The sequence below is a fragment of the Luteolibacter flavescens genome, from assembly GCF_025950085.1.
Taxonomy (GTDB): domain Bacteria; phylum Verrucomicrobiota; class Verrucomicrobiia; order Verrucomicrobiales; family Akkermansiaceae; genus Haloferula; species Haloferula flavescens.
In genome coordinates this window covers 48,823-74,262 of the sequence record NZ_JAPDDS010000014.1, presented here as the reverse complement: position 1 = coordinate 74,262, position 25,440 = coordinate 48,823, and the positions used below count along the sequence as shown (strand labels likewise).

At 64.2% G+C, this 25,440-nt stretch carries 27 protein-coding genes; 10 read left to right on the top strand and 17 right to left on the bottom strand.

The features are described from left to right. Window positions 1-108: 108 nt before the first annotated feature. Window positions 109-1,488, top strand: a complete 1,380-nt coding sequence (locus OKA04_RS20150; RefSeq protein WP_264503013.1) for an efflux transporter outer membrane subunit — start codon at window positions 109-111, stop codon at window positions 1,486-1,488. Between the two features lie 54 nt (window positions 1,489-1,542). Next, a complete protein-coding gene (locus tag OKA04_RS20145) occupies window positions 1,543-2,697 on the top strand; it encodes a pyridoxal phosphate-dependent aminotransferase (RefSeq protein ID WP_343226915.1) in 1,155 nt (384 codons plus the stop codon). A 62-nt stretch (window positions 2,698-2,759) separates the two neighbouring features. Here the strand turns inward: OKA04_RS20145 and OKA04_RS20140 are convergent, their stop codons facing one another. Both OKA04_RS20140 and OKA04_RS20135 read right to left on the bottom strand, forming a co-directional pair. Next, on the bottom strand, window positions 2,760-3,476 hold the full coding sequence (locus OKA04_RS20140) for a toprim domain-containing protein (RefSeq protein WP_264503011.1): 717 nt from the start codon (window positions 3,474-3,476) through the stop codon (window positions 2,760-2,762). Between the two features lie 135 nt (window positions 3,477-3,611). Beyond that, window positions 3,612-5,390 carry a S49 family peptidase gene (locus tag OKA04_RS20135; protein ID WP_264503010.1) on the bottom strand — a complete coding sequence of 593 codons (1,779 nt, stop codon included), beginning with the start codon at window positions 5,388-5,390 and terminating at the stop codon, window positions 3,612-3,614. A gap of 175 nt (window positions 5,391-5,565) precedes the next feature. On the opposite strand from OKA04_RS20135, the gene OKA04_RS20130 reads away from it, so the two are divergent. Together OKA04_RS20130 and trxA are read left to right on the top strand one after the other, a co-directional pair. Then, window positions 5,566-6,129 carry a thioredoxin family protein gene (locus tag OKA04_RS20130; RefSeq protein WP_264503009.1) on the top strand — a complete coding sequence of 188 codons (564 nt, stop codon included), beginning with the start codon at window positions 5,566-5,568 and terminating at the stop codon, window positions 6,127-6,129. Between the two features lie 10 nt (window positions 6,130-6,139). Next, window positions 6,140-6,709, top strand: a complete 570-nt coding sequence (trxA, locus tag OKA04_RS20125; protein WP_264503008.1) for a thioredoxin — start codon at window positions 6,140-6,142, stop codon at window positions 6,707-6,709. A 12-nt stretch (window positions 6,710-6,721) separates the two neighbouring features. On the opposite strand, the gene OKA04_RS20120 is transcribed toward trxA, so the two are convergent. The 5 genes from OKA04_RS20120 to OKA04_RS20100 all read right to left on the bottom strand — a co-directional run bounded on the left by OKA04_RS20120 (window position 6,722) and on the right by OKA04_RS20100 (window position 11,277). Next, the gene (locus OKA04_RS20120) at window positions 6,722-7,669 is read right to left on the bottom strand and encodes a family 43 glycosylhydrolase (RefSeq protein WP_264503007.1); all 948 of its coding nucleotides are present in this window, start codon (window positions 7,667-7,669) and stop codon (window positions 6,722-6,724) included. Between the two features lie 44 nt (window positions 7,670-7,713). Further along, window positions 7,714-8,859, bottom strand: coding sequence for a vWA domain-containing protein (locus OKA04_RS20115; RefSeq protein ID WP_264503006.1), 1,146 nt, complete (start codon window positions 8,857-8,859; stop codon window positions 7,714-7,716). Between the two features lie 79 nt (window positions 8,860-8,938). Continuing rightward, window positions 8,939-9,412 (bottom strand): hypothetical protein, encoded by a 474-nt coding sequence (locus tag OKA04_RS20110; RefSeq protein ID WP_264503005.1) that lies wholly within the window; start codon window positions 9,410-9,412, stop codon window positions 8,939-8,941. A gap of 135 nt (window positions 9,413-9,547) precedes the next feature. Beyond that, window positions 9,548-10,354, bottom strand: coding sequence for a metallophosphoesterase family protein (locus OKA04_RS20105; protein ID WP_264503004.1), 807 nt, complete (start codon window positions 10,352-10,354; stop codon window positions 9,548-9,550). Continuing rightward, window positions 10,351-11,277 (bottom strand): diacylglycerol/lipid kinase family protein, encoded by a 927-nt coding sequence (locus OKA04_RS20100; protein ID WP_264503003.1) that lies wholly within the window; start codon window positions 11,275-11,277, stop codon window positions 10,351-10,353. The genes OKA04_RS20105 and OKA04_RS20100 overlap by 4 nt, the downstream gene beginning before the upstream one ends. Before the next feature lie 222 nt (window positions 11,278-11,499). Between OKA04_RS20100 and OKA04_RS20095 the strand changes: the two genes are divergently transcribed. Then, window positions 11,500-11,694, top strand: a complete 195-nt coding sequence (locus OKA04_RS20095) for an entericidin A/B family lipoprotein (RefSeq protein WP_264503002.1) — start codon at window positions 11,500-11,502, stop codon at window positions 11,692-11,694. Window positions 11,695-11,765: 71 nt separating this feature from the next. On the opposite strand, the gene OKA04_RS20090 is transcribed toward OKA04_RS20095, so the two are convergent. Further along, entirely contained in the window at window positions 11,766-12,302 is a 537-nt protein-coding gene (locus OKA04_RS20090; protein WP_264503001.1) for a Dps family protein, read from the bottom strand. Between the two features lie 177 nt (window positions 12,303-12,479). Here OKA04_RS20090 and OKA04_RS20085 point away from each other — a divergent pair, with 177 nt between their 5' ends. The 3 genes from OKA04_RS20085 (at window position 12,480) to OKA04_RS20075 (ending at window position 16,501) form a co-directional block, all read left to right on the top strand. Then, a complete protein-coding gene (locus OKA04_RS20085) occupies window positions 12,480-13,763 on the top strand; it encodes an NAD-dependent succinate-semialdehyde dehydrogenase (protein ID WP_264503000.1) in 1,284 nt (427 codons plus the stop codon). A gap of 177 nt (window positions 13,764-13,940) precedes the next feature. Beyond that, complete coding sequence (locus OKA04_RS20080; RefSeq protein ID WP_264502999.1) at window positions 13,941-15,638, top strand: DEAD/DEAH box helicase; 1,698 nt, start codon at window positions 13,941-13,943, stop codon at window positions 15,636-15,638. Window positions 15,639-15,763: 125 nt separating this feature from the next. Beyond that, window positions 15,764-16,501, top strand: coding sequence for a hypothetical protein (locus OKA04_RS20075; RefSeq protein ID WP_264502998.1), 738 nt, complete (start codon window positions 15,764-15,766; stop codon window positions 16,499-16,501). Between the two features lie 7 nt (window positions 16,502-16,508). On the opposite strand, the gene OKA04_RS20070 is transcribed toward OKA04_RS20075, so the two are convergent. After that, window positions 16,509-17,789 carry a hypothetical protein gene (locus OKA04_RS20070; protein WP_264502997.1) on the bottom strand — a complete coding sequence of 427 codons (1,281 nt, stop codon included), beginning with the start codon at window positions 17,787-17,789 and terminating at the stop codon, window positions 16,509-16,511. Next, a complete protein-coding gene (gene ruvA / locus OKA04_RS20065) occupies window positions 17,786-18,379 on the bottom strand; it encodes a Holliday junction branch migration protein RuvA (protein ID WP_264502996.1) in 594 nt (197 codons plus the stop codon). Before ruvA ends, OKA04_RS20070 begins: the two co-directional genes overlap by 4 nt. Window positions 18,380-18,517: 138 nt before the next feature. Here ruvA and secG point away from each other — a divergent pair, with 138 nt between their 5' ends. Continuing rightward, window positions 18,518-19,090: a preprotein translocase subunit SecG gene (gene secG / locus OKA04_RS20060; protein ID WP_264502995.1), complete on the top strand. Its 573-nt coding sequence runs from the start codon at window positions 18,518-18,520 to the stop codon at window positions 19,088-19,090. A gap of 112 nt (window positions 19,091-19,202) precedes the next feature. Further along, on the top strand, window positions 19,203-20,459 hold the full coding sequence (locus OKA04_RS20055) for a rhomboid family intramembrane serine protease (RefSeq protein WP_264502994.1): 1,257 nt from the start codon (window positions 19,203-19,205) through the stop codon (window positions 20,457-20,459). Window positions 20,460-20,464: 5 nt separating this feature from the next. Here the strand turns inward: OKA04_RS20055 and OKA04_RS20050 are convergent, their stop codons facing one another. The 7 genes from OKA04_RS20050 to OKA04_RS20020 form a co-directional block, all read right to left on the bottom strand. After that, on the bottom strand, window positions 20,465-20,773 hold the full coding sequence (locus tag OKA04_RS20050; RefSeq protein ID WP_264502993.1) for a type II toxin-antitoxin system RelE/ParE family toxin: 309 nt from the start codon (window positions 20,771-20,773) through the stop codon (window positions 20,465-20,467). Next, window positions 20,766-20,987: an addiction module protein gene (locus OKA04_RS20045; protein WP_264502992.1), complete on the bottom strand. Its 222-nt coding sequence runs from the start codon at window positions 20,985-20,987 to the stop codon at window positions 20,766-20,768. Before OKA04_RS20045 ends, OKA04_RS20050 begins: the two co-directional genes overlap by 8 nt. A 45-nt stretch (window positions 20,988-21,032) precedes the next feature. Beyond that, window positions 21,033-21,950 (bottom strand): hypothetical protein, encoded by a 918-nt coding sequence (locus OKA04_RS20040; protein WP_264502991.1) that lies wholly within the window; start codon window positions 21,948-21,950, stop codon window positions 21,033-21,035. Between the two features lie 54 nt (window positions 21,951-22,004). After that, the gene (locus OKA04_RS20035; protein WP_264502990.1) at window positions 22,005-22,976 is read right to left on the bottom strand and encodes a KpsF/GutQ family sugar-phosphate isomerase; all 972 of its coding nucleotides are present in this window, start codon (window positions 22,974-22,976) and stop codon (window positions 22,005-22,007) included. Window positions 22,977-23,091: 115 nt separating this feature from the next. Continuing rightward, window positions 23,092-24,054: a TerC/Alx family metal homeostasis membrane protein gene (locus tag OKA04_RS20030; protein WP_264502989.1), complete on the bottom strand. Its 963-nt coding sequence runs from the start codon at window positions 24,052-24,054 to the stop codon at window positions 23,092-23,094. Window positions 24,055-24,178: 124 nt separating this feature from the next. After that, the gene (locus OKA04_RS20025; protein ID WP_264502988.1) at window positions 24,179-24,613 is read right to left on the bottom strand and encodes a hypothetical protein; all 435 of its coding nucleotides are present in this window, start codon (window positions 24,611-24,613) and stop codon (window positions 24,179-24,181) included. A 327-nt stretch (window positions 24,614-24,940) separates the two neighbouring features. Then, the gene (locus tag OKA04_RS20020; RefSeq protein ID WP_264502987.1) at window positions 24,941-25,402 is read right to left on the bottom strand and encodes a hypothetical protein; all 462 of its coding nucleotides are present in this window, start codon (window positions 25,400-25,402) and stop codon (window positions 24,941-24,943) included. Between the last annotated feature and the right edge of the window lie 38 nt (window positions 25,403-25,440).

The following is a 25,440-nucleotide window of genomic DNA, read 5'->3' as shown; positions in this document are numbered from 1 at the left end:
TGGAGAAACAAACCGTCGCCTCGTCTTCAAACTCCTCCCAGCCGGAAGGGCGCAGCCCATCCGCTACGAAAAACGGAGCTTCTCGCTACTACGAAAGAAAAGCACATCATGAAAACTTCCCGCCTCCTGCTGCTTTCCGCAGCGCTCTTTACCTCCTGCTCCTTCGTGCCCGAGCTTGGCAAACCGGGTGTCGAGGTCGTGCCTGTCAGCTTCCCGGGCAATGGCAGCGGCACTACTTCCGCCACCCTTGACTGGAACTCCTTCTTCAAGGACCCGCGCCTGAAGAAGCTCGTCTCCATCGCGCTCGACAACAACCGCGACCTCCGCATCGCCGCGCTGAATGTCGAGCAGGCCCGCGGCCAGTACGGCATCTCTCGTAGTTCGCTTTTCCCGACCGTCGATTTGTCCGCTACCGGCTCACGACAGCGGACACCGGGCTCGACCGTCTCCGGGGGGACGGCGGTCGAGTCCCGGAACTACGACGTCTCGGTCGGCGTTACGGCCTACGAGCTCGATCTCTTCGGACGGGTCCGCAGCCTGAATGACGCGGCGTTGCAAAGCTACTTCGCCAGCGATGCGGCGCGCCTCGGCGCACAGATCACGCTCGTTTCGGAAATCGCCGCGCGCTACCTGACCGAGCGCGCGCTGTTGGAAGAGATCGAGCTTTCCGAGCAGACGCTTGCCTCGGTGAGCAAGACCTATGAGCTCACCCGCCAGCGCCTCGAAGCGGGCGACGTGTCCGAGCTGGATTCGCGCTCCGTGGAGATCCAGGTGAAGACCGCGGAGGCAAATCTCGCCGCGTATCGCCAGCAGCTCGCGGAGACCCACAATGCGCTGGCCTTCCTCATCGGCAGCTCCTTGCCATCGGATCTCCCGGCGGGTCGCGGGCTGGACCAGACGCTCGTCGCCGAACTGCGTGCCGGGGTTCCCTCGGACCTGCTCTCGCGCCGGCCGGACATCCTCGAGGCGGAGCACCAGCTTCGCGCCGCGAATGCGAATATCGGTGCCGCTCGCGCCGCCTTCTTCCCGCGGGTCACACTGACAGGTGGCGCAGGCACGGCGAGCAAGAGCCTCGGCGATCTCTTTCAAAGCGGCAGCTCCGCGTGGGCATTCTCGCCGCAAATCAGCGTGCCGATCTTCGACGGTGGCTACAACAAGGCGAACCTCGAAGTGGCCGAGGTCCGCAAGCAGATCGGCGTCGCGCAGTATGAGAAAGCGATCCAGAATGCCTTCCGCGAGGTGTCCGACGGCCTCGCCGCACGCTCGGGTCTCAATGGCCAGATCGAGGCTTATGAAGGCCTCGTCGCTGCGCAGCAGAAGCGCTTCGACCTCGCCGACACGCGCTATCAGCAGGGCGTGGACAGCTACTTCGAGGTGCTGGATGCCCACCAGGATCTCTACGCCGCGCGACAGGGGCTGATCCGCCTGCGGCTCGCCCGACTGACGAATGCCGTGGGGCTCTACAAGGCACTGGGCGGCGGCTGGTGACCGGAATCTGGCTCGACCATGACACGGGCGTCGGCTGCATTGCTGCCGACGCTCATGCCCGCCACCGCCACCCGCCTCGCCGGTTTCACGGAGTCCGTGATCCGCGGCACCACCCGCCTCGCGAACCAACACGGCGCGATCAATCTCGCGCAGGGCTTCCCGGACTTCGATCCGCCGGAGGAGCTGTTAGGTGCCTTGGAAAAGGCGGCCCGCGGCCCGCATCACCAGTATGCGGTCACGTGGGGCGCGCCCCGTTTCCGCGATGCGCTGGCGCGGAAGATCTCGCGCTTCACCGGGCTGGAGGTCGATCCGGACCGCCACCTCGTCGTCACTTGCGGCAGCACCGAGGCGATGATGGTCGCCATGATGACGGCCTGCAATCCGGGCGACAAGGTGATCGTCTTCTCGCCCTTTTACGAAAACTACGCGGCGGACGCGATTCTCTCCGGTGCGGAGCCGATCTATGTCGCGCTCCATCCGCCGGACTTCGGCTTCGATCGGGATGAACTGGCGAAGGCCTTCGAGCAGAAGCCCAAGGCGATCGTCGTGTGCAATCCCTCGAACCCCACGGGCAAGGTTTTCACGCGCGATGAGCTGATGTTCATCCTCGGTCTCGCAGAGGAGCACGATGCCTTCGTGATCATGGACGAGCCGTACGAGCACATCGTCTTCTCGCCGCACGAGCACGTCTATGCCGCGGCCCTGCCCGGCGCGGCGGAGCGGGTCATCACCTGCAACTCGCTTTCGAAGACCTACTCCATCACCGGCTGGCGTCTCGGCTATGTCCACGCCGCGCCGGAGGTGATCGCCCAGGCACGGAAGGTGCACGACTTCCTCACGGTGGGTGCAGCCGCCCCCCTGCAAGAGGCCGCGGTCGCCGGGCTGGAGCTGCCGGACAGGTACTACGCCGGCCTGCGCGATCTCTACACGGCGAAGCGCGATGTCTTCCTCGGCTACTTCAGGGAACTCGGCTTGCCCTTCACCGAGCCGCAGGGTGCCTACTACGTGATGCTCGACATCTCGTCCTTCGGCTTCGCGACCGACACGGAGGCATCGGAGTGGCTCATCAAGGACATCGGTGTGGCCGGTGTCGCGGGCTCGAGTTTCTTCCGCGAGCCGGAGAACCGTTTCATCCGCTTCCACTTCGCGAAGAGCGAGGGCATCCTGCGCGCGGCAGGTGAGAAATTGCTGTCGCTCCGGGCGAAATAAAAAAGCCGCGGGCGTCTCATGGGACGCCGCGGCGGGGTTGGAAAAGCTCCGGGCCGGATGCTTCAGAAGCCTTCGAAGAAGTGTGACTGGACCTTGTCGGAGGAGGCCTTCACAGCGGTGTCGATGGCGCGGTAGAGCGCGTCCTTCCCGTCTCCGTCGATGGAGACGCCGTCCCCCGTGTTGATTACCGGGATGGCGGAGCGCCAGAGGATCTTCTGGTCGCTGGTGGAATACATCGCGCCCTGCATCGGGGCGATGGCGCTGCTGCCGGAAAGCGGGATGAAGGCATAGACGAGCTTGGCGCGGCCGACTGCGGGCATGGAGAGATAGATGGCCGCATCGTAGCCATTGAGGTAGCTGCCTGTCCCCGGGATGGGCTTCGAGGCCGAGGGCTTGGCCGTCATGGGATTGATGTCCTTGTAGGTCGGATGGATCGACGGCAGGTGCGTCGCCTTGTAGCCGTGGCTGCTGAGGCGCTTCGCGAATTGCTTGCCTGCTTCATCGAGCTTCGCCTGGGAGGGGTAGCTCTCCAGCTCGCGGCGACCGCCGGTCGCCATCGCGTGATTGGCCGCCATGTCGAGCAGGCCTTGGCTTCCGACGTGATGCACGGACGCCGTGGGCGCCTGCATCGTGATCACCGCCACTTTCATCTGGCGGTTCGATTTGAATGACTGGTCCACCGCCACTGGTCCGTAACAACTCGCTAGGGCCAAGGAAACGATGGCGACGGGCAGGGAAAGCAGGCGGCGGAGTTGATGCGACAACCGGGGGAGATTCATGCGGCGCGAGAAATCTGTTAGTGCCACATGTTGTCAATTCCGGAGAGATCTTGCCGTGGGTGTTTCCACAAAAAAAGCCGCCCCGGATTTCCCGGGGACGGCGTGATTACTGTCGGAATGAAGGAATGCGCTGCCTTACTTCAGCGGGATCGAGATCTCCGGGCCGACGAGCTGGATCGTGCTGTCGGAGCAGGTTTCGATGCGCTTCAGCACGCGGGTCACGGCGTCGCGGGCCGGCTTCGGCAGCGCATTGATCTGAGCATCGCCGAGGGTGGCCTTCACGGCTTCCGCGACAGGGGAGACCCTCACGCCCATCTTCACGATCTCGTCATCGGCGGGCTTCTCCGGCTTGGCGAAGAGGCCTTCGAGCGGGCTCTTCGGCTCGGGCACCAGCTTGAGCGCATCGGCATTCACGCCGGACTTGTCGGCGGCGTAGGCCACCGCTTCACCGAGTCCGCCGAGTTCATCGACGAGACCGAGTTCCAGCGCGCGCTTGCCGGTGAAGACGCGGCCACCGGCCATGCCTTCCAGCTCGCCCTTCAGGCGGTCGCCGCGGCCGGCTTCGATGCGCTTCTTGAAGGTGCCATAGACCTGCAGCATCGAGTCGCGCACCAGCTTCGACTCCTCCTCGGAGAAGGGATGGACCATGGACTGCGCACCGGCATTCTTGCCGCGCTGCGTCGCATGGGTGGTGATGCCCAGCTTCTCCATCGCGCCGCCGAGCACGAGCTTCATGCCCACCACGCCGATGGAGCCGGTGACTGTTCCTTCCTCGGCGAAGATGCGGTCCGCACCGCTGGAGATGTAGTAGCCGCCACTGGCAGCCACGCCGCCCATCGACACCACGAAGGGGCGTCCGCTGGCCTTCCACTCGTCGGTGGCTTCCCACAGCACCTCGCTCGCGAGGGCGGAGCCGCCGGGGGAATCCACGCGCAGCACCAGTGCCTTCGCGCGGTCATCCTTCAGCAGCTTGAGGATCTGCGTGCGGATCGGGGCGATCGACTCGCTGGAGATCTCGCCTTCGAAGGGCACCACCGCGATGTAGTCGGTCTTCGCGTTCTTCGATTTGTCGCTTTCGAACATCAGCTTGAAGATGTCCAGCATGCCGGTGATCTCCGGGCCGTCCTGATCCGGCAGCTCGTATCCGCGGTCAAACTTCGCGCCCTCGTAGGCTGCCTTCACGGCGGCGGAGAAGTCGGTGCGGTGCTTCAGGTCGTCCACGAGTCCGGCTTCCTTCGCCTGTGCGGGAGTGAAGGTGCCGCGGTCCACGAGCTCGCGGATCTTCTCCGCCGGGACCTTGCGGCCTTCGGAAATCTCGCCGACGAGCTGGTCGAAGATGCCGCCGATCAGCTCTTCCTTTTGCTGCTTCGCGAAGTCGCTGGGGCCGGTGCGGTAGTATTCCTCGCCGAAGCTCTTGAAGTCACCGATGTGGATCACGTCGGCCACCACGCCCGCCTTGTCGAGCAGGCCCTTGAAATACATCGACTCGGAGTAAATTCCGCTGAAGGAGACATCGCCCTCGGGCATGAGGGTGAAGTGGTTCGCGGCGGAGCCCAGCAGGGCGGTGCCATTGCCGAGCGAGTCGGTGTAGAGCCACACGTCCTTGCCCGCGGCGCGCACTTCCTGCAGGCGGCGGTGGATTTCCTGGAGCTGGGGCAGGCCGAGCTGGGCATCGTCCGTATCCACCACCACGGCCTTCACATTCGGGTCCGCGGCGGCTTTCTTCAGGCTGCGGGTGAGGTCGAAGAGGGTGAGCGGGCGGGTGGCTTCCATGTCCAGACCGAGGAGCGACGCCTCCGGGCGGCCTGACTCGGAGATGGTGCCTTCCAGATCGTAGATGGCCACGACCGGCTTTTCTTCCGCCGCGGCGAGCGGCAGCGCGGCGAGCAAACTGATGGCGATGGTTGTTTTCATGATTACATCGAGACTTCGCACCACATGAGCGGCAGGTTACACGGGATTTGTGCGCTCTTTCCGCGGCAGGTCAATGGGCGGGTGTCCCCGGCGGGCGATTCGCGGCCATCGTTTCGGGGCGGGGGATGAGTTGGAATTGGTTCGCTTTTATTGATTTGGGCAATATCTCAAGGGTGTGACTTCCCAAGATCGCGGCAAATGGATCCGCTGGATTTTCACCCTCGGCCTGGTCCTCGCCGCAGGGGGCGCGGGACTGTATTTCGCGCTGCCGCAGGAAGAACGACACGCGCAGGAGCAACCGCCCGCCGAGCAGGTGACCCGCGACAAGCTCGACGCCCTCCTCGCGACGCGGGACAAGCTGATCATCGTCAACATGATCATGAGCGGCAGCTCCGAGTCGGAGAGGCTCCGGAAGCTGCTTGAGAAGCGGAATGCCGAGCACCCGGACGAGCGCATTGTCGTGATGGATCTCCACATCGAGGACGAGCCCGAACTCGCGGCAAAGATGGGCGTGAAGCAGGACGGCTTCATGGGACACCTCGACTTCTACGCGAACGGCAAGAAGCTGGACCAACTCGTGGGTCAGACCGATCCGTCGCTGGTGGAGCAGACCATCGTGCGCTTGCTTGCGGGGATCTTCCAGCGCATCGACAAGGACTGGTTGCCGCAAGTGCCGGGGATGACCCGCGGCGGTGGCAAGCAGGCATCGCCCGGACAGCCTGCCGGACAAGCTCACTAGAAATGACCGCATGAAACTTTCACTCGTCGCTTCATTGCTCGTGCTTGCCTGCCTGCCGGGCTGCGAGAAGGCGAAGAACCTGGTATCCAAGGTCAGGGCGTCGGCATCGAAGTCCACGGCAAGTGCCTCGGCCACGGCTGCAGGCCCCGCCGTGCGGGATCTCGATTCGGCGGGCTACGATTCCTTCGTCGCCACTCCCGGACGCCTTGTCGTGGTCGATTTCCACGCCGAGTGGTGTGGCCCGTGCAAGATGGTCGGCCCGGTGCTGGAGTCGGTGACGGGGGAATTCCCCGGCAAGGTCCTGCTGGGGAAGGTCGATGTCGATCAGGTGCAGGACGTTGCGAAGCGGGAAGGCGTGCGCAGCATCCCGGACGTCCGGCTTTTCCGCGACGGCAAGGAAGTGGACCGCTTCATCGGCGCGATGGATGACACGAAGGTGCGCGCCCTGTTCGAAAAGCACACCGCGGGTATCGAGGCCGGGAAGGCCGAGGCGACACCCTCCGGTGGCTCGGGCGGGGCCGATCCGCACATCCAGCCGATGAAAAAGGACTGGCTGCCACCGGGCATCGAGCGCCGCTAACCGGCGTCTGCTCTAGCGCGCCCTGCCGTCGCTCATCTTGATCGGTCTGATCAGGCCCTTCGCGTCGTACTCGATCTTCTCGACCGCGATCTTGCGGGTGCCGCGGAAGGGCGGCTCCTTCCGCGAGGTCTCCCAGCGGTGGTAAACGATGAACCAGTCCTTGGTCGCGGGATCCTGGACGAAGGCGTGATGGCCCGGGCCCTGGTGCTTTTCGTCGCTGGAGAGGATCTGGCCGCGGTATTCCCACGGGCCGGAGGGGGACTTCCCGGTCGCGTAGTGGACGGAGTAGCTGCTGTCATTCCACCGCCCGTGGCTGTAGCTGAGGTAGTAGGTCCTCTCGTGCACGTGCATGAAGGGGGCCTCGGTGAAGTGCTTCGGCTGCTCGATTTCCACCTCGCGCTTGAAGCTCACCATGTCGTCCGCCATTTCGAAGACCCGCAGCTTCGAGCCCGCGCTGCCACCGGCATAGAACCACGACTTGCGATTCGCGGGGTCGGTGAAAACCATCGGGTCGATCGCTTCGAAGCCATCGCCGCCGGTCAGCAGCGGCTTTCCGCTGTCCTTGAATGGTCCGGAGGGCGAGTTGCCGACCGCCACGCCGATGCGGCTGGGGGTGGGATTCTGCGGGCCCACCGAGTAGTAGAAGTAATACCGGCCCTTTTTCTCCGCCATGGCAGGTGCCCAGGCCCCGTGCCACGGTGCGCCGTCCTCCTTCACCCACGGCACCTTGTCCAGCTCCAGGATGGTGCCCTCCCGGTGCCACGTACGCAGGTCGGTGGAGCGATATGCGGCGAAGACCGGCCGGCGGCTGCGCGACTCGGTGGGATACATCCAGTAGTTCTTCCCCACGGCGATGACGTGCGGGTCGGCACCGTCCATCACCGGATTTGCGGCGAGCGGGGAGATCAGGAGGAGCAGGGCGAGGCAGAGGCGCATGGTGGTGACTACCGGGGCGGGCAAGAGGATCTTGCCCGCCCTGCAGAAATCCAGCCAATCGTGCGGCCTTATTCCACCAGTTGCTCGTGGACGCTGCCGTCCTTCTCGATGACCGAGAATTTGCCGCCGCTACGCAGGGCGAGCTGCTTCATCGGGCCCACCGCGCCGGGCTCCATCATCGAGATCGCATTGATGATCGTCTTCTTGGTCTTCGCACGGTGGCCCATGCGCTCGGCGATGGCCATGGATTCGTTGCCGGACACGCCATCCGTCATGAAGAAGATCAGGTCGGGAGCGGGATTCAGCTTCAGCGCCATTTCGAGCGGGGCCTCCCAGGAGGTGCCGTATTGCATGGGCATCTCGTCGATGGCCGTGACGGCGTCTTCAAGCCGGACCGGGTCAGCCTTCATCCAGCGGACATCGCGCGGGCGGCCCTTAGCCTCCCAGACCGGGCTGTCCTTGGCGACTTCCCACTTGTATTCCCGGTTGCCGGAGTGGACCACGGCATCGCGGCGGCTGGCGCCCATCTCCACCTTGTCGCCCATCATCCACGCCGGGCCGGCGAAGAAGATGATCTGATATTCCTTTTCGTAATCGAGGGCCGAGATGCTCCGCTTCAGCTCCGCGCGCAGCAGTTCGATCCGCTTGCCGGACATGGAGAGCGAGTAGTCGATGACGTAGGCGATGCGCTTCCCGCGGGTCGTCTGGTTGAAGAAAGTGACGGCACCGCCCTGGCCGAAGCCCTTGCCTGTTCCGCTGCCCGGGCCGCTCCCCGTCCCGATGCCGGTGCCATTTCCGCCGCCGCTCCCGCCACCGCTGCCACCGCCGGAGCCCGCCCCGGACATCATGTCCGGCATCGACGAGCTCATCGGCGAGGAGTCGGCATCCGGCAGCGCGATGCTGGAGATCGACGTGCTGGCGATCCGGTGCGACATCGAGGCGGACGACATTTTCTGCTGCGCCTTTGCCTGCTGCATCACGCGGTGACCCCCATCGCCACCACCGCCGCCACCGGCCGCGCTGAAGTCCGGCGGAGCCTCCACGGGTGGCTTCACCACGGTGTAAAAGGCGAAAATGGCCAGCGCGATGAAGATCAGGTGCGCCGTCACGGAAATGAAGAACGCCCCGGCCCCAAGTCGGGCGAGGCGTTGTCTCAGTGACGATGGCGGCGGTGTATAAACCGGCTCGGCAGGTGGAAGGGTAGGATGGCTCATAGGTCCAACGATGATTTTCTCGCAGGGCGGAACGGCCAGCCGTCCCGGAATCTTGGAGGAAATCCCGAGGGACCGGATTTTAGCGCATCACCACCGGCAGGGCCCCATTCGGCTCCCGCAGTTCCTGCAGGCGGGCGAGGCCGTCGCGGACGTCGCGAAGAATATCAGCCAGTTCGCCGCGATATTCCGAGGTCCCGCCGACAAGCCGGACCAGCACCCGTTCCAGCCTGCGGTCGCTGCGCTCGCATTCGCGGGGCAGGCCCTCCCGGAAGGTGGGGAAGCGGCGATTCACCAGCGACATCCAGAGCTGCTGGAAATTCGCCTCGCCGCTGAAGCCGAGATCGGGCACGTCCCCGACTTCACGGATCATCACGGCGATCCTGTCTGCCTGCTTGCTCCGCTCCGAGGCGAATTCCCGGCAAAATCTCGCCAGCAGCTTGGACTCGGAGATGCCGGTGGCGTGCCGGTAGGCGACTGCCGCATCGAGCGTGCGGGTGAGAGCGGTCTGGAGCGTGACGACGGGAGCTTGGGTGGGCAGGCGCAGATCGTACATGGCGGCCTATCTCGCAAACGTCGTGCCGAAAGATGGGGGTCGGACTTTGCGTATTTCTCAAGGAGTTCCGCCAAAGCCGAAACCACCGGGAGAGCATGCTGCAATTCCCGCGTGGCGCTTTGCCATCACTGCGCCTCACAGGAGGACGTGCCAGCCGGTCTCGTCCCGCCGGAAGATCTCCGAGCTGTCTTCCATGAAGCGGTCTCCCTCGTAGCGGTGCAGCACCACGCGCAATTGGTCGCCGTCGAGGTGGATCATGTGGAATCCGGGCGGCTCGCCCTGCAGCCGGGTCGAGCAGACGGTGGGGGCTTGGGAGACGATGGAGCTCCACTCGGAAGTCCCGGCGACCGTGCCGATGCGGGACTGGTGGAAGTGCCCGCAGAGCACCAGATCGACGCGCGAGCCGGAGAGCATCGTGAGCAGCGGCGGCAGCGGCTTCACCACGTCCCGGCGGTGATCCGGCGGGGCCAGGAGGGGGTGATGCAGGGTCAGCACCCGCAGCCCGGGCGAGACCGGGCCGAAGCGCCGCGCCGCGCCATCTAGCTGATCCTGTGAGAGATAGCCCTTTGACCAGTCGAGATCCCGGCTGAAGGCCCGGTTGCTATTCAGGCCGATGACCTCGATGCTCCCGGTGCAGAGCGAGGGCTCCAGATCCTTTCCGAAGGTCTCGCGGTAGCGCCGGAAGGGCCGGAAAAACCGGTCGAGCGGCTGGTTCAGCGCGGGGATGTCATGATTCCCGGGGATCACGAACCGCGGTTGGGGGAGCTGCTCGTAGAAGGCCTTCGCATCCCGCAGCTCCTGCCGCCGCGCCCGCATGGTGAGGTCGCCGCTCAGCACCGTCAGGTCCGGGGCGAGCTCCTTCGCCCGGGCTAGGAAGGCCTGCGCGGTGGCTTCGTCTGCGGCTCCGAAGTGCGGATCGGACAGATGGAGAAGGCGGATCATTCGGCGGGCGCGAGCTTTTCCGCCGTGGTCAGCACGTGCAAGTGCTTGGGCTGGATCGTCAGCTTGATGGGCAGAGGCAGGCGGAGGATTTCCCCGTCGATCATGACCGAGAGGCGCTTCTTCTTCCCCGCATGCAGCTCCAGGTTCGATGCTTGGAACATGGTCAGCTCCGGATTCGCCTCCTGCCGCCCGAAGATATAATCCAGCATCCCGCGCAGGGCGGCGGCGGCATGGCGCTGGCGACCGACGTAGGCGGTCATCTTTCCGGAGGTGAAATCCGTGCGCGCCGGGACGATGCCCGTGGTCGCCTGATAGCGTCCGGGGACGAAGGCGGAGAATTTCGTGCGGGCCTGGCCCTCGGCTCCATCGCCGCTCCACGTCAGCCGGATCGGCCGGGACTCGGAAAAGGTGCGGGGGAGCGAGGTGATCAGCTTCAGCGTTTTCTTCCACCACCGGCCACCGTGGTCGCGACGCTCGAAGGTATTCGCGAATTCCGGGTAGAAGCCGAGGATGGTGGTGCACAGGCAGGCATGGCCGGCGGCGTCCAGCACGTCGATCGCGTGGACTTCCGCCGCGGCGAGGAAAGCGGCGGCTTCCTTGATGTCCAGCGGCACGCCCAGATCCCGCGCGGCGAGATTGAAGGTGCCCATCGGCAGGATGCCCAGCGGCAGGCCGGTGCCGCCGAGGTGGCGCGCGGCTGCGGAGACGGAGCCATCGCCGCCGGCGATGATGAGCGACTCGGGCTTCGCCTTCACGGCGTCCTTGAGCGCGGCATCGAGCTTTCCGGGCTCGACGATCCTGGTGTCGATCTCGCGGCCCTTTTCGAGGAAGGCGGCGACGACGGTTTCGCAGACCTGCTCGGCTTGCAGGCCGCGCTCATTCCCGCCGGAGCCGCGGTTCAGAAGCAGTAGGGATCGGGGCATGCCGGCTCTCCTAACAGCCTGCATGCCTCTCCCGAGGTGATCGCAAATCAGCCTCCATCAAACGTTTCCATGAGCGGGCGGCTTGCCGTGCCGTGCGAAATGCCGCCAGTGCAAATTGCGGAGGGCACTATGCAACATTATCTAACGCGCTGAAAGTGTGGTTTCGTTGGATTTCCAAGGCTTTCCCGGATTGGTCCGGAGTTTGCGAAAGGGAGATCCATCATGAATCCCATCTTCCTCTCGAATTCTTTCGTCTGCCGCTCCTCCGAAGTGATCCGCCTTCGCTTCCGCCCGGTCCTCATCGCCCTTTGCTTGGGTGGTGTGACTCTCGGCCTCAACTCCTGCGCCACCGCCCGCGGCTTCGGTCAGGACGTGGAAAAGACCGGCAACAAGATCGAAGAAGCCGCCTCGCGCTGATCCAAGCCGCGACGAAAAAGCCCGCTCCGGCAGATTGCCGGGCGGGCTTTTTTATTGGGCGGAAATGAGGCTTACTCAAGGAAGCTGCGCAGCATCCACGCGGCTTCCTCGTGATTCTGGAGGAGCTTGGTGAGGAAGTCCGCGGTGCCGGCGTCGCCAGCCTCATCGGTTGAGTCCACGGCATCGCGCAAGGCACGGGCGGCGGCTTCGTGGTCGTCGCGGAGCAGGGCGATGGCTTCATCGCCGCCGATCAGTTCGCCCGCGCATTCCTGCAGCGAGGCGAGGGCGAGGAATTCCTTCATCGAGCCCGGGCTGGCAGCGCCGAGCATGCGGATGCGCTCGGCGGTCTCGTCGATCGCCTCGGCGAGGGCCGTGTATTGGGCCTCGAAGAACGCATGAAGCGTATGGAAACGGTGGCCGGTCAGGTTCCAGTGGAAATTGCGGGTCTTGAGATAGAGCACGTGCTGGTCGGCGAGGATGCCGGACAGCGCTTTCACCGAGCCTTGGCGGATCTTCGCATCGAGACCGATGTCGAGGGATTCCGTGGTTTTGGAAGCGTTGGCTGCGGTGGTCTTGGCAGGGGTTTTCTTGGCTGCGTTCTTTTTCATGATGGCACCTGCTATCTTAGCAAATGATGCGCCGCCGTGACCACGCATGTGTTATCATTGATGGTGAGTTGCTTGCGTGTTGTTTCATGGGTGTGGGTGGGAGCCGGTGCGCGGCGTTTTGCATGATCCATGTTTGCGTCCCTTGTCGTCCTTCGGTTTGAGGTCCAGATTTGCGCCATGACCGAGCCGCTTGCTGCCGTCGCCGCTGGATTCGTGGAACTGCGCGACTTGCCCTTTTCCCAGCGAGCGGCGGGACTGCGGAGAGCCGCCGATCTCTTGGAGGAAGGAAAGGAAGAGTTCGCCCGTTGGATGGCGCGCGAGATGGGCAAGCCGGTCACGCAAGGCATCGCGGAAGTCGCCAAGTGCGCCAGCGCCTGCCGCTTCTACGCCGACCGTGGCGAGGCGATGCTGGCCCCGCAAGAGTTGGACGAGGGAGCCACGTTGCTCCACCAGCCGCTCGGCCCGGTGCTGGCGATCATGCCGTGGAACTTCCCTTTCTGGCAGGTCTTTCGCTTCGCCGCACCCGCACTGATGGCAGGAAATACGATCCTGCTGAAGCATGCCTCCAACGTGAGCGGCTGCGCGACGGCCATCGTCGAGGTGATGTCGAAGGCCTTCGGGCGCGATGACTTCCTCCAGGCCGTCTTCGTCTCCGGAAAGGATGTGGAGCCGCTGATCGCCGATCCGCGGATCCGGGCGGTGACCTTCACCGGCAGCACGGATGTCGGTCGCGCCGTGGCCGCAGCGGCGGGCCGTCATTTGAAGAAGTCCGTCCTGGAGCTAGGCGGCAGCGACCCCTACCTCGTGCTGGATGATGCGGATCTCGATCACGCCGCGAAGACCTGCGCCGCCGCGCGCATGGTGAATGCCGGCCAGAGCTGCATCGCGGCGAAGCGCTTCCTCGTGGCAGAGGATATCTACCAGGATTTCCTCGATCTTTTGAAGCAGGAGATGGCGCATTGCCAGCCGGGTGATCCACTTGATCCCGCGACGAAACTGGGCTTCATGGCCAAGCGAAGCCTCCGCGATGAACTCCATGCACAGGTAACGGATAGCGTGAAGGCCGGTGCCCGGCTGCTGCTCGGCGGAGAGCCGCTGGAACTACTAGGAAAACCGTACTATCCCCCGACCTTGCTTGCCGGTGTGGGGCCGGGCATGCGGGCATTCGACGAGGAGACCTTCGGGCCGGTCGCCGCCGTGATGGCGGTTCATGATGAATTCGAGGCGATCCACTGGGCGAACCAGTCGTCTTTCGGATTGGGAGCGGCGGTCTTTTCCAAGGACGAGCGGAAAGCCCGCCGCGTCGCCGCGCAACTCGATACCGGCACCGTGGCGATCAACTCACAGGTCGTGTCCGACCCGCGTTTTCCCTTCGGCGGCGTGAAGGACAGCGGCTGGGGACGCGAGCTCGGCGAGCATGGCATCCGCGAGTTCGTGAACGTGAAAACGGTGAGGGTGTAGCCATGGCTCCGGTGGGCCGCTTGTGAAAGTGGCGGAAAATGTTCCTTGCCAGCCGGGAAAAAGCGGCCAGTCTCCGCGCCCCGCCGCCCGAAGTGCGCGGCGTTTGTGCGATCCAGGAGGCCTAGCTGTTTGTGGTTTCCAGGATCATCCGTCCTGAAAATCACACTGCTTACCTATATGGAAACACCTCCGTTCTCTGAACTTGGCCTGCCGTCCGAACTTCTCGCCGCTGTCGAATCGCTCGGCTTCGAGCGCCCTTCGCCGATCCAGGCAAAGGCGATCCCCGTCGCGCTGACCGGCCGCGACATTCTCGGTCTCTCGCACACCGGCTCCGGCAAGACCGCCGCCTTCACGCTGCCGCTGCTGGCAAAGCTCGATTTCAAGAAGCGCCTGCCCCAGGCGCTCATCCTCTGCCCGACCCGCGAGCTGGCCGTGCAGGTCTGCGAGGAGGTCCACCGCCTCGGCTCGAAGCTCGGCCAGCTCCGCGCGGTGCCGGTCTATGGTGGCGCGCCGATGGACCGCCAGCTCCGTGCCTTGCGCGATGGCGTGCAGGTCGTGGTCGGCACCCCCGGCCGCGTGATGGATCACCTGCGCCGCGGCTCTTTCGACGTGAGCGAAATCCAGACCATCGTGCTGGATGAGGCCGACCGCATGCTCGACCTCGGCTTCCGTGAGGAGATGGAGGAGCTGCTCGGCTCGCTGCCGAAGGAGCGCCAGTCGATGTTCTTCTCCGCCACGATGAGCAAGGGCGTGTCCCACCTCATCGGCAAGTTCGGCAACAATCCCGAGACCGTCCAGATCGACCAGAAGGCGAAGACCGTCTCGACCATCGATCAATCCTACTTCGAGGTGCGCGAGCGCTCGAAGGTGGAAGTGCTCTCCCGCCTGCTCGACATGGAACAGGCCCGCCTCGCCATCATCTTCTGCAATACGAAGCGCTCCGTGGACGAGTGCACCGAGTCGCTGCTCGCCCGCGGCTACACGGTGGACCGCCTGCACGGCGACATCACCCAGCAGATGCGCGAGCGCGTGCTGCGCCGCTTCCGCGAGGGGACCATCGAGTTGCTCGTCGCCACGGATGTCGCCGCGCGCGGTCTCGACGTGGAGAACATCGACGTGGTCTTCAACTATGACCTGCCGCAGGATCCGGAGGACTACGTCCACCGCATCGGCCGTACCGGTCGTGCCGGACGCAGCGGCCGTGCCGTCAGCTTCGTCTTCGGCCGCGAGATCCATCGCCTGGAGATGATCGAGCGCTACACGCGCCAGGTCATCCGCCGCGAGAAGGTCCCGTCTCAGGAGCAGGTCGAGGGTCGCCTCGCCGACCTCGCCTTCGAGGAGATCAAGGAGCGCCTCGAGAAGAGCGAATTCCAGTCCCACGAGGAGCAGGTGGACCGCCTGCTGGAGCAGGGCTACACGCCGACGGACATCGCCAGCGTGCTCTTCACGCTGCTGCGTGAAGCCCGTGGCCGTGAATTCGGCGAGATCCAGGAGGACCGCGAGGACCCGCGCGATCGTCGCCAGCAGCAACGTGGTGATCGCCGCGAGCCGCGTGAATTCCGCGAGCGCGAACCGCGTGCCCCGCGCGAGCGCCGCGACGGACCGCACGACAATGCGGACATGGTGCCGCTGTTCTTCTCGCTCGGGAAATTCCACGGCGTGAAGGTCGGCGAGATCATCGGCATGCTTTACGGCGAAGCCGGCCTGCCGGATGGCGCTGTCGGCCATGTGAAGCTTTTCGCAAAGCACAGCAGCATCGACGTCCGCGCCGACTGTGCCGAGCGCCTCGTGCAGATCTCGAAGGGTGCCCAGCTTCGCGGCCGGAATTTCATCCTCGATTTCGACCGCGGTCCCCGTGGTCCGCGCGGCGCGTGAGTGCGGCGGCATCCGCCGCTTCACCAGTCCCGGCTGCCAATTCGGCACGACCGGTGTGAACCCGCCATGATTGGCTGAATCATCATGGCGGGCCGGTGCTTCCGGCGGAAGATCCTCCGCCTGCCATGAAGTACCTTCCGCTTTCTCTCGTCGCTGGCATTGCGGTGCTCGCCGCCACAGCCAGCGAGTCCCGCACGTGGGTCTCGAATGACGGTCGCCCGATTGAGGGCGAGTACCTGCGCGCGAACTCCGAGGCGGTCGTGTTGCGAAAGAAGGACGGCGGTGAGCATTCCATCCGCCTGAAATTCCTCAGCGCTGCCGACCGTGAATTCGTGAAGCAGAAGCTCGCCGCCGAAGCTCCCGCGGATGCGAAGGAGGAGAAGGTGCGCACCGACCTGAAGTACCAGCTTTCCGGCGGGCACGAGAAGTGGCCTGAGGACCGGAAGAAACGCATCACCGACGCGATGGACGCCGCGGTCGCGCTCTATAACAAGACCGGCAGCTTCAAGAAGCACGTCACCGCGAACAACAGCCCGGGCACCCCGACGGCGGACGCGAACTACGACGGCTGGATCAATTTCGGAGGCAGCATCAATACCCGCGTCGCGCTGCACGAGATCGGCCACACGCTCGGCATCGGCACGCACGGGAATTGGCAGGCGAATATCAAGGACGGCAAGTGGACGGGGAAGCACGCGCTGGAACAGCTCCGCGAATTCGACGGCAAGGACGCGGTGCTCCACGCGGACCGCATGCACTTCTGGCCCTACGGTCTGAATTTCGACAACGAATCCAGCAAGGAGAACGACGTGCGCCACGTGAAGATGGTCGCCGCGATGCGGAAGGACATGGGGATCGAATGAGCCGGGATCAGTCCGCCACGCAACATGGCAGCAGCACGGCGTCTCGCATCCCATGGATCTTCTTCTTGTCCGCGGGGGCGAGGGTGGCCAGCGCGCCTGCGAGGGTGGTCACTCCGTTCGCGTCGGTGAAGTAGTACGGGCAGAGCCGCACGCGGCCCTTCATCTGATAGACGCTGCCGTCCTCGCGATAGACCGGGTGCTCGATCAGGCGGCCTTCGCTGAAGGACTGCATGATCCACGGCTGCTGGCCATGGTCGTCCATGGCGGTGCGGAGCCGCTCGCCCCACTCGGCCTGCGAGAGATCGTGGCCCACGTGTACGCCGCGCGAGCCCCAGGCGGTCTCGTGGAATCCGCTGATCTTGAGAACGAGCCGCCGCAGCTTCTGGCTGAAGGCGATCACTTCCTCCCAGGAATTCACCCCCAGCACCGGCAGCGCGGCCTGCGGCGGCAGTGGTGCGGGATCGACCACCCAGCCGTGCGGCACGATGTCTCGGACGCGGGTGAGGTGGCTGCCGCGGAGGGCCTTTTCCCAGACGGTTTTCAGCGCGGGGGTCCACAGCAGGGCGAGCCACAGCTTGTCCTCAAGGTGGGGCTTGCAGGGCGGGGTGAGCTGGATTTCGCCCGCGGCGGACATTTCCGCGAGGCGACGGGCTGCCGGGACGGACTCCCAGTCGAACCACTCGAAAAAGCGGTAGAGCGCGCGGCCGTCCGGCTGGTATTCCTCGGCGGACTCCACGGTGCGACCGCCGCCGGACTCGCGGACCAGCCACTCCAGCTCGCGGCGGTAGTCGGCGGCTTCCTCGGCGATGAGGATCGCGCCGTCCTCCGGCAGCACGGAAGAGAATCCGGCGAGCATGCCGTCGCGGCCGCCCAGCACGTCGAAGCCCGCGTCGGCATACGTCCGCGACAGCCATGCCGTGATCCCGATGCCGCCCGGCACGGAGTCCAGCTCGGTGAGGGAAAAGCCATCCTCCATCAGGATGAGGTCCGGCCGGATCACCTGCGGCATCGCTTCGCGGAAACCCGGCTCGCGCTGCAGGTCCGCCATCCATGCCGGCTTCCCCGTGTCGAGCAGCTCGGCGATCCACCCGGGCATCTTCCCCGCGGCGCTGCGCCGGTAGAGGTCGTCGCAGGCGCGCTGGAATTGCGCCAGCGGGTGCCCCAGCGATTGGAGGAAGCGGCCCTCCGCCTTGGTGAGCTTCAGCGGCTCCGGCGAGTACTGCCAGTTGCCTTCGAAAAGCCCGCCCTCCGGGAGCGCGGCACGGATTTGGTCGAGGGTCAGGCTCATTGCATCGCCCGCAGCGCACCGCGGATCAGTTCTTCGGCAGGGGCATCGGGAGTGACATCCAGCACCTTGCGGACGGCCTTGCGGGCCTCCACCTGCTTGTAGCCCAGCGCTACCAGTGCCAGCTCCGCGTCCGCGGCGGCCGGGGCCATCTGGCCGCTGGCGACTTCCTGCCAGGTATCGGCCACGCCCACCTTGTCCTTCAGCTCCAGCACGATGCGCTCGGCGGTCTTCTTCCCTAGGCCCTTGATTTTGGAAAGTTCGGTGATCTCGCCATTGGCCACGCACGCCTTGAAGCGCCCGGCGGGCATGCCGCTCAGGATGGCCATGGCGATCGCCGGGCCGATGCCGCTGACGCGGTCGATGAGCAGCAGGAAAAGGTCCCGCTCCTCCTCCGTGGCGAAGCCATACAGCGTGTGCGCCGTCTCCCGGATGTGCAGGTGCGTCCGCAGGTCCACCGCCACGCCCTCGTGGGGGTGCAGCTTGTCGAATGTCGAAATGGGGACGTGGACCTCGTAGCCCACGCCATTCACATCCACCACCAGACGGTTGGGATAGGCCTCCAGCACCTTGCCGCGCAGGCGAGCGATCATCGTGGGTGGAGCTTGGAGCGGCTTTGCAAACTGCCAAGGGCGAAGTTCCGTCATGCCGTCCGGAGGCGGAAAGGGCGGCGTTTTCTCCTGAAAAACCCGGCTTTACACGGGGGAGGTCGCCCCTATAGTGCGCGCCCCATGACCGTTCTCGCCACCTGGCTCGACATCAGCATCAACCTGCTGCTGTTCGTCTTTGTCATCGTCTGCCTGCTGATGAGCATGATCATCCTGATGCAGCGCCCGAAGAATGAAGGCCTCGGTGCGGCCTTCGGCTCGGGCACGACCGACCAGCTCTTCGGTGCCCGCACCACGAACGTGCTGCAGAAGGGCACGGTGTATCTTTCCACGCTGTTCTTCGTCCTCACGCTCACGCTCGCCGTGCTGATGAACAAGCGCACCGCCAGCCAGCACACCCTGCAGGCCGAGGTTCCCGCGGCACAGGTCGAAGAGAAGCCGCTCTCGATTTCCGAGGAAGCGGCGAATGCCGGAGAAGTCCAGCCCGAGCCGGTGACTCCGCCCGCACCGGTCCCCGCCGAGACCACCCCGGCAGCTCCTGAGGAAACCCCGGCACCGACGCCCGAGCCGACCCCGGAGACCACCCCGGCCGAAGAGCCGAAGCCCGAGGCCGAGCCGACACCGCCTTCCGACGCGACTCCCCCGGCTGAAGTGACCGAGCCGACCGAGGACGCTCCGAAGGTCGAGGAGCCCTGATCGACATCACGATTTTCACGGAAAGGCGCGAGGCAGTTTTGCCCCGCGCCTTTTTCTTTGGCCGGGATTTCCCCTTGGCCACCGGCACGGCCCGCGCTTGATTGAGCCGACGATGACCCCTGACTCCGAGCTTCCCGTATGGGCGCGCGAGAATGCCTTTCCGGAAGCCGCCCCTGGCTGGGGCTGGGTGGACCGGAAGGGCCGCGAGGTGCCGGTCGGGAGCTTCGAGGAGCTGTCCCGCGCCATCGTCGAGGACGGTGGTGCTCGGGTCGATCTGGTGTGGACCCCCGCGGCCCGCGGCTGGGTGCTGCCGGAGGAAATCCCGGAGCTCCACCCTGCACTGCGCGAGGCCCGCATCCGCTGGGCCCGCTGGGAGATGGGGGAGGGGAAGCAGCAGATGACGATCTTTGGCGCGATCCTCGTCGTGATGGTGGCTTGGAATTTCTTTTCCACCGGCAAGCTCACTGCCAACGCCTCGCTGGGGCTGGGCGTGCTGCTGTTTTTCCTGCTGGGAGCGCTGCCGTGGTATCAGGGCTACAAGCGTCTCAAGCGCGCCAAGCGCTGGGCGGCAGGGGAGATGGCCGTGGATGCGCCGGTGCTGAGATTTGAGACCTGGCTATCCATTCAGAACACGCCCGTCACCCGGCTGATGTTCCGGTTGATGGTCGTGGCGGCGATCGTCCAACTTTTCTCCGAGATTGTTTATTACAACGGGAAGCATGGCTTGGAGGGAATGAAGGGCCTCCTCGGGCTGTGGCACTATGTCCTCGGATTCGGAACGCTCGACACCTTCGGTATTTCGATAGCGAAGGCAGGCCTCACCAAGGTCGACGGTGCCGCGGGCGACTGGTGGCGGCTGCTCACCGCGCCCTTCCTGCACGGCCACTGGTTGCACTGGCTGATGAATGCGTCCGCCCTCGCCTACCTGGGCAAGCGCGTGGAGTGCTTCGCCCGCTGGCCGCACATGGCGATGGTGCTGCTGCTTTCCGCGTGGGTGGGTGGTGAGGCATCGGCCCGCTTCATGGACAAGACGTCGGTCGGCATCTCCGGCGGGCTCATGGGGCTGCTCGGATTCCTGCTCGTCTTCGAGTCGATGCACCGCAGCCTCGTCCCGGAGAGCGCACGCAAGCGCCTGGTCGCGGGCATCGTGATGACCGGCATCATCGGCTATGTCTTCCGGCACTTCATCGACAATGCCGCGCACGCGGGCGGCCTCATCGCCGGCATGATTTACGCCGCGGTGGTGTTTCCGAAATCCTCATCCCCGCATCGTCCCCGCACCACCTCCGCCGATCTGGTGCTCGGCGGCGCCGCTGTCGGCCTGCTGATCGGCTCGGCGGTGCTGGCGTGCGTGAAGATGGTGGGGTAGCAGGATCACTTCCGCTTCTTGAGCCGCGCGCGCCACTTCTTCGGGTCCCGGGAAAAGTGATAAACCGCGTAAATCGTGATGTGGTCCGGCGTCGCTTCGTAGAAGATTTCGAATGGGAAGCGTTTCAAAGCGGCCTTCCTGAATCCATCGGCTACCGGAGGATAGGCGGCCGGATTTCGCTGGATCCGTGAGGCGCAGGCTTCGACGCTGAGAAGGAATTGTTCGCCGAGTCCGGGCTCGTGACCTTCGTACCAGTCGTAGGATTCGGCGATGTCCTGAGCGGAATCCGGTGTGTAGATGATCCGGTCACTCATGGCGGCTTCTCGCCAGCTTCTTCACCGAGTCCCACGAGAGACCCGATTCGGGATTCGCCTGAAAACGGGTGCGCCGGTCCGCGAGTTCCTTCTTTTTCTCGGCGCTCACATCCTCGGTGGTCTTCTCGTCTGCGAGGCTGTCCCAGAGGTCTTCGACGAGTTCGATTCGCTCGGCCCGGCTCAATTCCAGGAGTTTGGCAAATTCTGTTCTCACGACTTCCTCATAGCGGCGGATCGGCGTGTCCGCAACCCTTCGCCATTAAAGCCCGTAGCGGATCTCCCGCACCACGCGCAGCACGCCTTCCATGCTGCGGGCAGCGTTTGCCATCCATTCCTCGCCGAACTCCCCGAAGCCGAGCGGCTTGGCGGCGGCGCAGAGCAGGCCCGCGAGCACGAGCTGGTTCGCCAGATAGATGATCACCAGCGAGAGAAAGGTGCCGTTTTCCCGCAGGTCGGGCTGGTCGCGCGGGATCATCCAGAGTGTCCACAGCAGGTGGAAGGCCCAGAAGAAGCCGACCCAGCCGAAGAGGATCTTGTCCGACACCGGCGGCAGCGGGAAGGCGATGCCGAGCAGCAGGTAGACCAGCACGCCGAGCGCCGCCCACAGCGGGATGAAGTAGGGCGAGAGCGCGATGAAGATGTTCGACTTGTTCGTCGTCACGTAGCCGCCGTCGAGGCTCACGCCCCAGTCGCTGACCCGGCCGCGGAAGGCCCAGATGGAGAGGATGTGCGTCAGCTCATGGCCGAGCACGTAGAGGTAGAGGAAGAAGGACCGCAGCAGCCCGCAGAAGAACCACCCCGTCATCAGCAGCACGCCGGTGGCGAAGTACCAGAAGGAGGGCATCTTCCAGAAGGCATGATCCAGCGTCGCGTCGCTGAATTGCTGGAAGAAAGTCCACGTGGTGATCCAGCAGAGCGGCAGCAGGACCAGGCCGAGGATCCAGCGGGAGACCCGCGTCAGCATGCCCGTAGGCGGATCCTCATAGCCCAGCACGGCGCTCCCGGCGATGGCCGCGCGCACATGCTTCAGGTCGCGCTGGTTCAGGCGGCGGTTGATCCGGTCATGCGCGCGGGCGTTCGCTTTCGAGAGTACCTCGGAGAATGTCTGGCGTCGGCGGCGACGGGCGTTCCCTGTCGTCGAGCCCAGCCGGATCTGTTTCTTGGGGGTCCTCGCCATGCGCGACGAGGTGATTACTTCGGGATGCTTAAGGAATCAAGATCGAATAGGTGTTCAAACGATCTTGAGCCGGGCGAGGTCCTGGGTGTCCACGAGGCCCACCGCGCGGCCTTCGCCATCCAGTACCACCACGTCGTCCACACGGTGCGAGCCGATGGTCTGGACCGCCTCCACCGCGAGCGAATCCGCCGATACGCTGATCGGCCTGCGAGTCATGAAATCCGCCACCGGACGATCGCCCACATGAGGATCGCTCTGGTAGCTGCGGGCGAAGTCGCCGTGGGTGAAAATGCCCGCCAGCTTGCCATCCGCCGCAGTCACCACGCACGCACCGGAGCGGGCTTGGGACATCGCCACCAGCGCGTCGCGCACCGTGGCTCCCTCCACGATCTGCGCGAGCTGGTCGCCCGCGCGCATGATGTCGGCCACCTTTGTCAGCAGCGCGCGGCCCAGCGCCCCGCCGGGGTGGAAGCGCGCGAATTGCTTCTCCGTGAAGCCGCGCGCCTCCAGCAGCACCATTGCCAGCGCGTCGCCCATCACCAGCATCGCGGTGGAGGAGGAGGTGGGTGCGAGATTCAGCGGGCAGGCTTCCCGGTCCACGGAGGTATCCAGCGTCACGTCGCTGTGCTCGGCGAGGGTCGAGGAAGGCTTGCCGGTCAGGGCGATCACCTGCACGTCGAAGCGCTTCACGTGCGGCAGCAGGTCGAGCAGTTCGGAGGTCTCGCCGGAGTAGGAGAGCATCAGCACGGCGTCACCATCGGAGAGGATACCGAGGTCGCCATGGAGCGCGTTCTGGGAATTCAGCACCACGGCGGTAGCGCCGGTGGAGTTCAGCGTGGCTGCGATCTTGTGGCCGATGTTCCCGGATTTCCCGATGCCCGCGACGATGATCTTGCCGCGGCGGTCGAGGGTGTCCTTCAGGATTTCCACCGCCCGCGAGAAGCCGCCATCGAGCCGGGCCGCCATGCCCTGCAGCGCCCCGGTCTCGATCTCGATGACCTGCCATGCCTTCGCGAGAAAATCCATGCGCGGAGGATGAATGGCCCGGACGGGGAATGGAAATGCGGAATTCCGGCGGTCCGCAGCGTGGATGACGCATCGGTCGCGGCGGATGGATGTCCGCGGCGACGAAGCGAAAGGCTCACGGCTTCTTTCCTGGCTCCTCCTTGATCGGGTAGACGAGGGACCAGATGATGCCGGTGGCCAGGATCACGCCGACGATGCTGAGGCTCACGGCATTCGGCAGGTGGTAGAGGAAGGCGCTGCCGATCAGCTTGCCCGAGACGAAAACGAGCAGCAGCATGACGGCTTTCTCCAGCGCCCAGAATTTGTTCTGCGCGGCGATGAGCAGGAAGTAGAGGCTCCGCAAGCCGGCAGCGGCCCAGAGGCTGGAGGTGATCATCAGGAAGGGATCCTTCACCACCGCGACGATGACCGGCATCGAGTCGAAGGCGAAGATGACGTCGCAGACCTCGATGCAGATGAGGCAGAGGAAAAGCGGCGTGGCTCCGTTGGAGAAGAACCGCTTCGATTCGATGGATGGATTCACCCTGGTGAATCTCTTCACGAGGGCCACCGACCAGTGCTTGGTGTAGTCCACTTCCTCGTCGTCGTCGTCGCTCTGCCACATCTTGTAGACCGTCCAGAGGACGATGAGAGCGAAGGCGATGAGCACGTAGGGGCTGAGATTCACCACCATCGCTCCGATCCCGAGGAAAAGGACGCGGAAGACGATGGCTCCCAGAATTCCCCAGTAGAGGATACGGTGCTGGAGCGGCTGGTTTTGCTCCTGGGTGAGGCCGAATGACTTGAAGATGAGGAAGAAGGCGAAGAGATTGTCCACCGCGAGGGCCTTCTCCAGGACATAGCCAGTGACGTAGAGGCTGGCGGCCTCGCCTCCCCGCTCGAAGTAGATGAAGGCACCGAATGCCATCGCGCAGAGGACCCAGATCACCGACCACATGGCGGCATCCCGCATCGTGATGGCGTGGCTGGCGCGGTGGGCCCTCAGATCGATCCAGATGGCCAGCAGGAAGGGGATGATGAAGGCCAGGATTTCAACACCTTTGATGCCGGCGAAACTGTCGAGAGCGTGTTGAAGCATGGAATCTTACGCGGAAAATGTAGTTGTCGCGATGGATGGCTTTTGACTTGGGCGACGAATGGAGTGAAGGCCCCTCCATCGCAAGCCCGAAAAATCCCCCTCCCCCGCGCTTGGCAACTCAGCCTCAAGAAGGATGCCCCGTGGACCTGCTTTTCCGCAGTGTCACGAGAAGCGGTGCGGAAATCAGCGCTGCGGTGACGAAGCAGAATGTGATGTCCGCCGGAAAGGTGGGATGCCGGTCGGTGCTCAGGTCATTGGATATCGCGGCGACGACCAGCACCGTCCCGATCACTGCGTGGAATGGCCCGAGGAGGTAGATCAGGCCTGCGAAGCGAGCTGGCGTCAGGCATGCCAGGGCCGAGGCGATGCCGATGCAGCCGAAGGTCGCGGACGCCATCTTCAGCCAGTAGTCGAGCAGGGGCTGATAGTGGATGCGGTCCGCCCCCATCAGGTAGAGCTGATCCGCCGCCGTGCTCCACGGGGCAAAGGTGAACAGGAACGAGATGCCCCAGCCGATGCTGCTGACCAGCAGCCCCAGCCGGAGGATTCGCAATGGCATGGGCGACTCCGGGATCAGGCTTCCTCTCTGCTGGGTCATCGTCCCGTTACAAAACCAACCAAGGAGAAATCTGTCCGGCTGCATTCGTGTTCATCCGGTTTTCTCAAGATCGCTCTCAGGAGGGAAAATAGACGACTGTCTCGTCGCTGTTGGTCGTGAGGAATACGTGAAGGCATCCTCACGCCATGCGGCGAGACTGTAAGTAACCCGCATTGCCCGAAGGCTGCCAAGGTGGCGGGCAAGGGGATATTTCTAGTCGAGAAACTATCGGCGTTTTGCTTCAAAAAACGGGTTGGCACGGTCAGTGCCATTAGTTGGCGCGTGGATTCATTTTTCCTTTTTCTGAGGGACGGGCTTTTGTGATGCACTGCCTTTGGCGCTAAGCCCATCTATTATTTCCCCCATTGCACGATATTCGTCTCCGTCGGAATAATCAGCCTCCCGAACCGCCCAAAGATACTCTCCTTTTTTGATAGACTCAACAATGAAATCAACGCCGTTACTTCCAATGCTAACGGATGTCTTTCTGAAAGAGATTGGTTCTTTTAGTAAAGAATCGATCTTCTTTACTGTGTCGTCAAAATCAACGGGCTTAAATCCATGCTCATTCGCCGGGTCGGATGGATATCGTTTCAGCGCCATCTTCATCGATCCGTCTTTAAAGATTTTTATAGTTCTGAGGATGTCGGCGGATTCGCCCAAACTCCAAACTCTAATAACCCTGAAGCTCGCCGGATCCAGCTCCGTAGCTATATCACAATCGGCCCCTTGTTTTTCTAGAAGACGCATGTATCGATTCGGATCCTGTCCGGTCGAATTCAGTCTTG

Bases quoted from the DNA above. Each gene is read 5' to 3' on its own strand.
- OKA04_RS20100 (WP_264503003.1), bottom strand. From the start codon at position 11,277: ATGCCCCGATCCCTACTGCTTCTGAACCGCGGCTCCGGCGGGAATGAG.
- OKA04_RS20095 (WP_264503002.1), top strand. From the start codon at position 11,500: ATGAATCCCATCTTCCTCTCGAATTCTTTCGTCTGCCGCTCCTCCGAA.
- OKA04_RS20025 (WP_264502988.1), bottom strand. From the start codon at position 24,613: ATGCCATTGCGAATCCTCCGGCTGGGGCTGCTGGTCAGCAGCATCGGC.
- OKA04_RS20055 (WP_264502994.1), top strand. From the start codon at position 19,203: ATGACCCCTGACTCCGAGCTTCCCGTATGGGCGCGCGAGAATGCCTTT.
- OKA04_RS20070 (WP_264502997.1), bottom strand. From the start codon at position 17,789: ATGAGCCTGACCCTCGACCAAATCCGTGCCGCGCTCCCGGAGGGCGGG.
- OKA04_RS20150 (WP_264503013.1), top strand. From the start codon at position 109: ATGAAAACTTCCCGCCTCCTGCTGCTTTCCGCAGCGCTCTTTACCTCC.
- ruvA (WP_264502996.1), bottom strand. From the start codon at position 18,379: ATGATCGCTCGCCTGCGCGGCAAGGTGCTGGAGGCCTATCCCAACCGT.
- OKA04_RS20085 (WP_264503000.1), top strand. From the start codon at position 12,480: ATGACCGAGCCGCTTGCTGCCGTCGCCGCTGGATTCGTGGAACTGCGC.
- OKA04_RS20110 (WP_264503005.1), bottom strand. From the start codon at position 9,412: ATGTACGATCTGCGCCTGCCCACCCAAGCTCCCGTCGTCACGCTCCAG.
- OKA04_RS20080 (WP_264502999.1), top strand. From the start codon at position 13,941: ATGGAAACACCTCCGTTCTCTGAACTTGGCCTGCCGTCCGAACTTCTC.
- OKA04_RS20105 (WP_264503004.1), bottom strand. From the start codon at position 10,354: ATGATCCGCCTTCTCCATCTGTCCGATCCGCACTTCGGAGCCGCAGAC.
- OKA04_RS20050 (WP_264502993.1), bottom strand. From the start codon at position 20,773: ATGAGTGACCGGATCATCTACACACCGGATTCCGCTCAGGACATCGCC.
- OKA04_RS20140 (WP_264503011.1), bottom strand. From the start codon at position 3,476: ATGAATCTCCCCCGGTTGTCGCATCAACTCCGCCGCCTGCTTTCCCTG.
- OKA04_RS20090 (WP_264503001.1), bottom strand. From the start codon at position 12,302: ATGAAAAAGAACGCAGCCAAGAAAACCCCTGCCAAGACCACCGCAGCC.
- OKA04_RS20040 (WP_264502991.1), bottom strand. From the start codon at position 21,950: ATGGCGAGGACCCCCAAGAAACAGATCCGGCTGGGCTCGACGACAGGG.
- secG (WP_264502995.1), top strand. From the start codon at position 18,518: ATGACCGTTCTCGCCACCTGGCTCGACATCAGCATCAACCTGCTGCTG.
- OKA04_RS20115 (WP_264503006.1), bottom strand. From the start codon at position 8,859: ATGAGCCATCCTACCCTTCCACCTGCCGAGCCGGTTTATACACCGCCG.
- OKA04_RS20075 (WP_264502998.1), top strand. From the start codon at position 15,764: ATGAAGTACCTTCCGCTTTCTCTCGTCGCTGGCATTGCGGTGCTCGCC.
- OKA04_RS20135 (WP_264503010.1), bottom strand. From the start codon at position 5,390: ATGAAAACAACCATCGCCATCAGTTTGCTCGCCGCGCTGCCGCTCGCC.
- OKA04_RS20020 (WP_264502987.1), bottom strand. From the start codon at position 25,402: ATGCGTCTTCTAGAAAAACAAGGGGCCGATTGTGATATAGCTACGGAG.
- trxA (WP_264503008.1), top strand. From the start codon at position 6,140: ATGAAACTTTCACTCGTCGCTTCATTGCTCGTGCTTGCCTGCCTGCCG.
- OKA04_RS20035 (WP_264502990.1), bottom strand. From the start codon at position 22,976: ATGGATTTTCTCGCGAAGGCATGGCAGGTCATCGAGATCGAGACCGGG.
- OKA04_RS20145 (WP_343226915.1), top strand. From the start codon at position 1,543: ATGCCCGCCACCGCCACCCGCCTCGCCGGTTTCACGGAGTCCGTGATC.
- OKA04_RS20030 (WP_264502989.1), bottom strand. From the start codon at position 24,054: ATGCTTCAACACGCTCTCGACAGTTTCGCCGGCATCAAAGGTGTTGAA.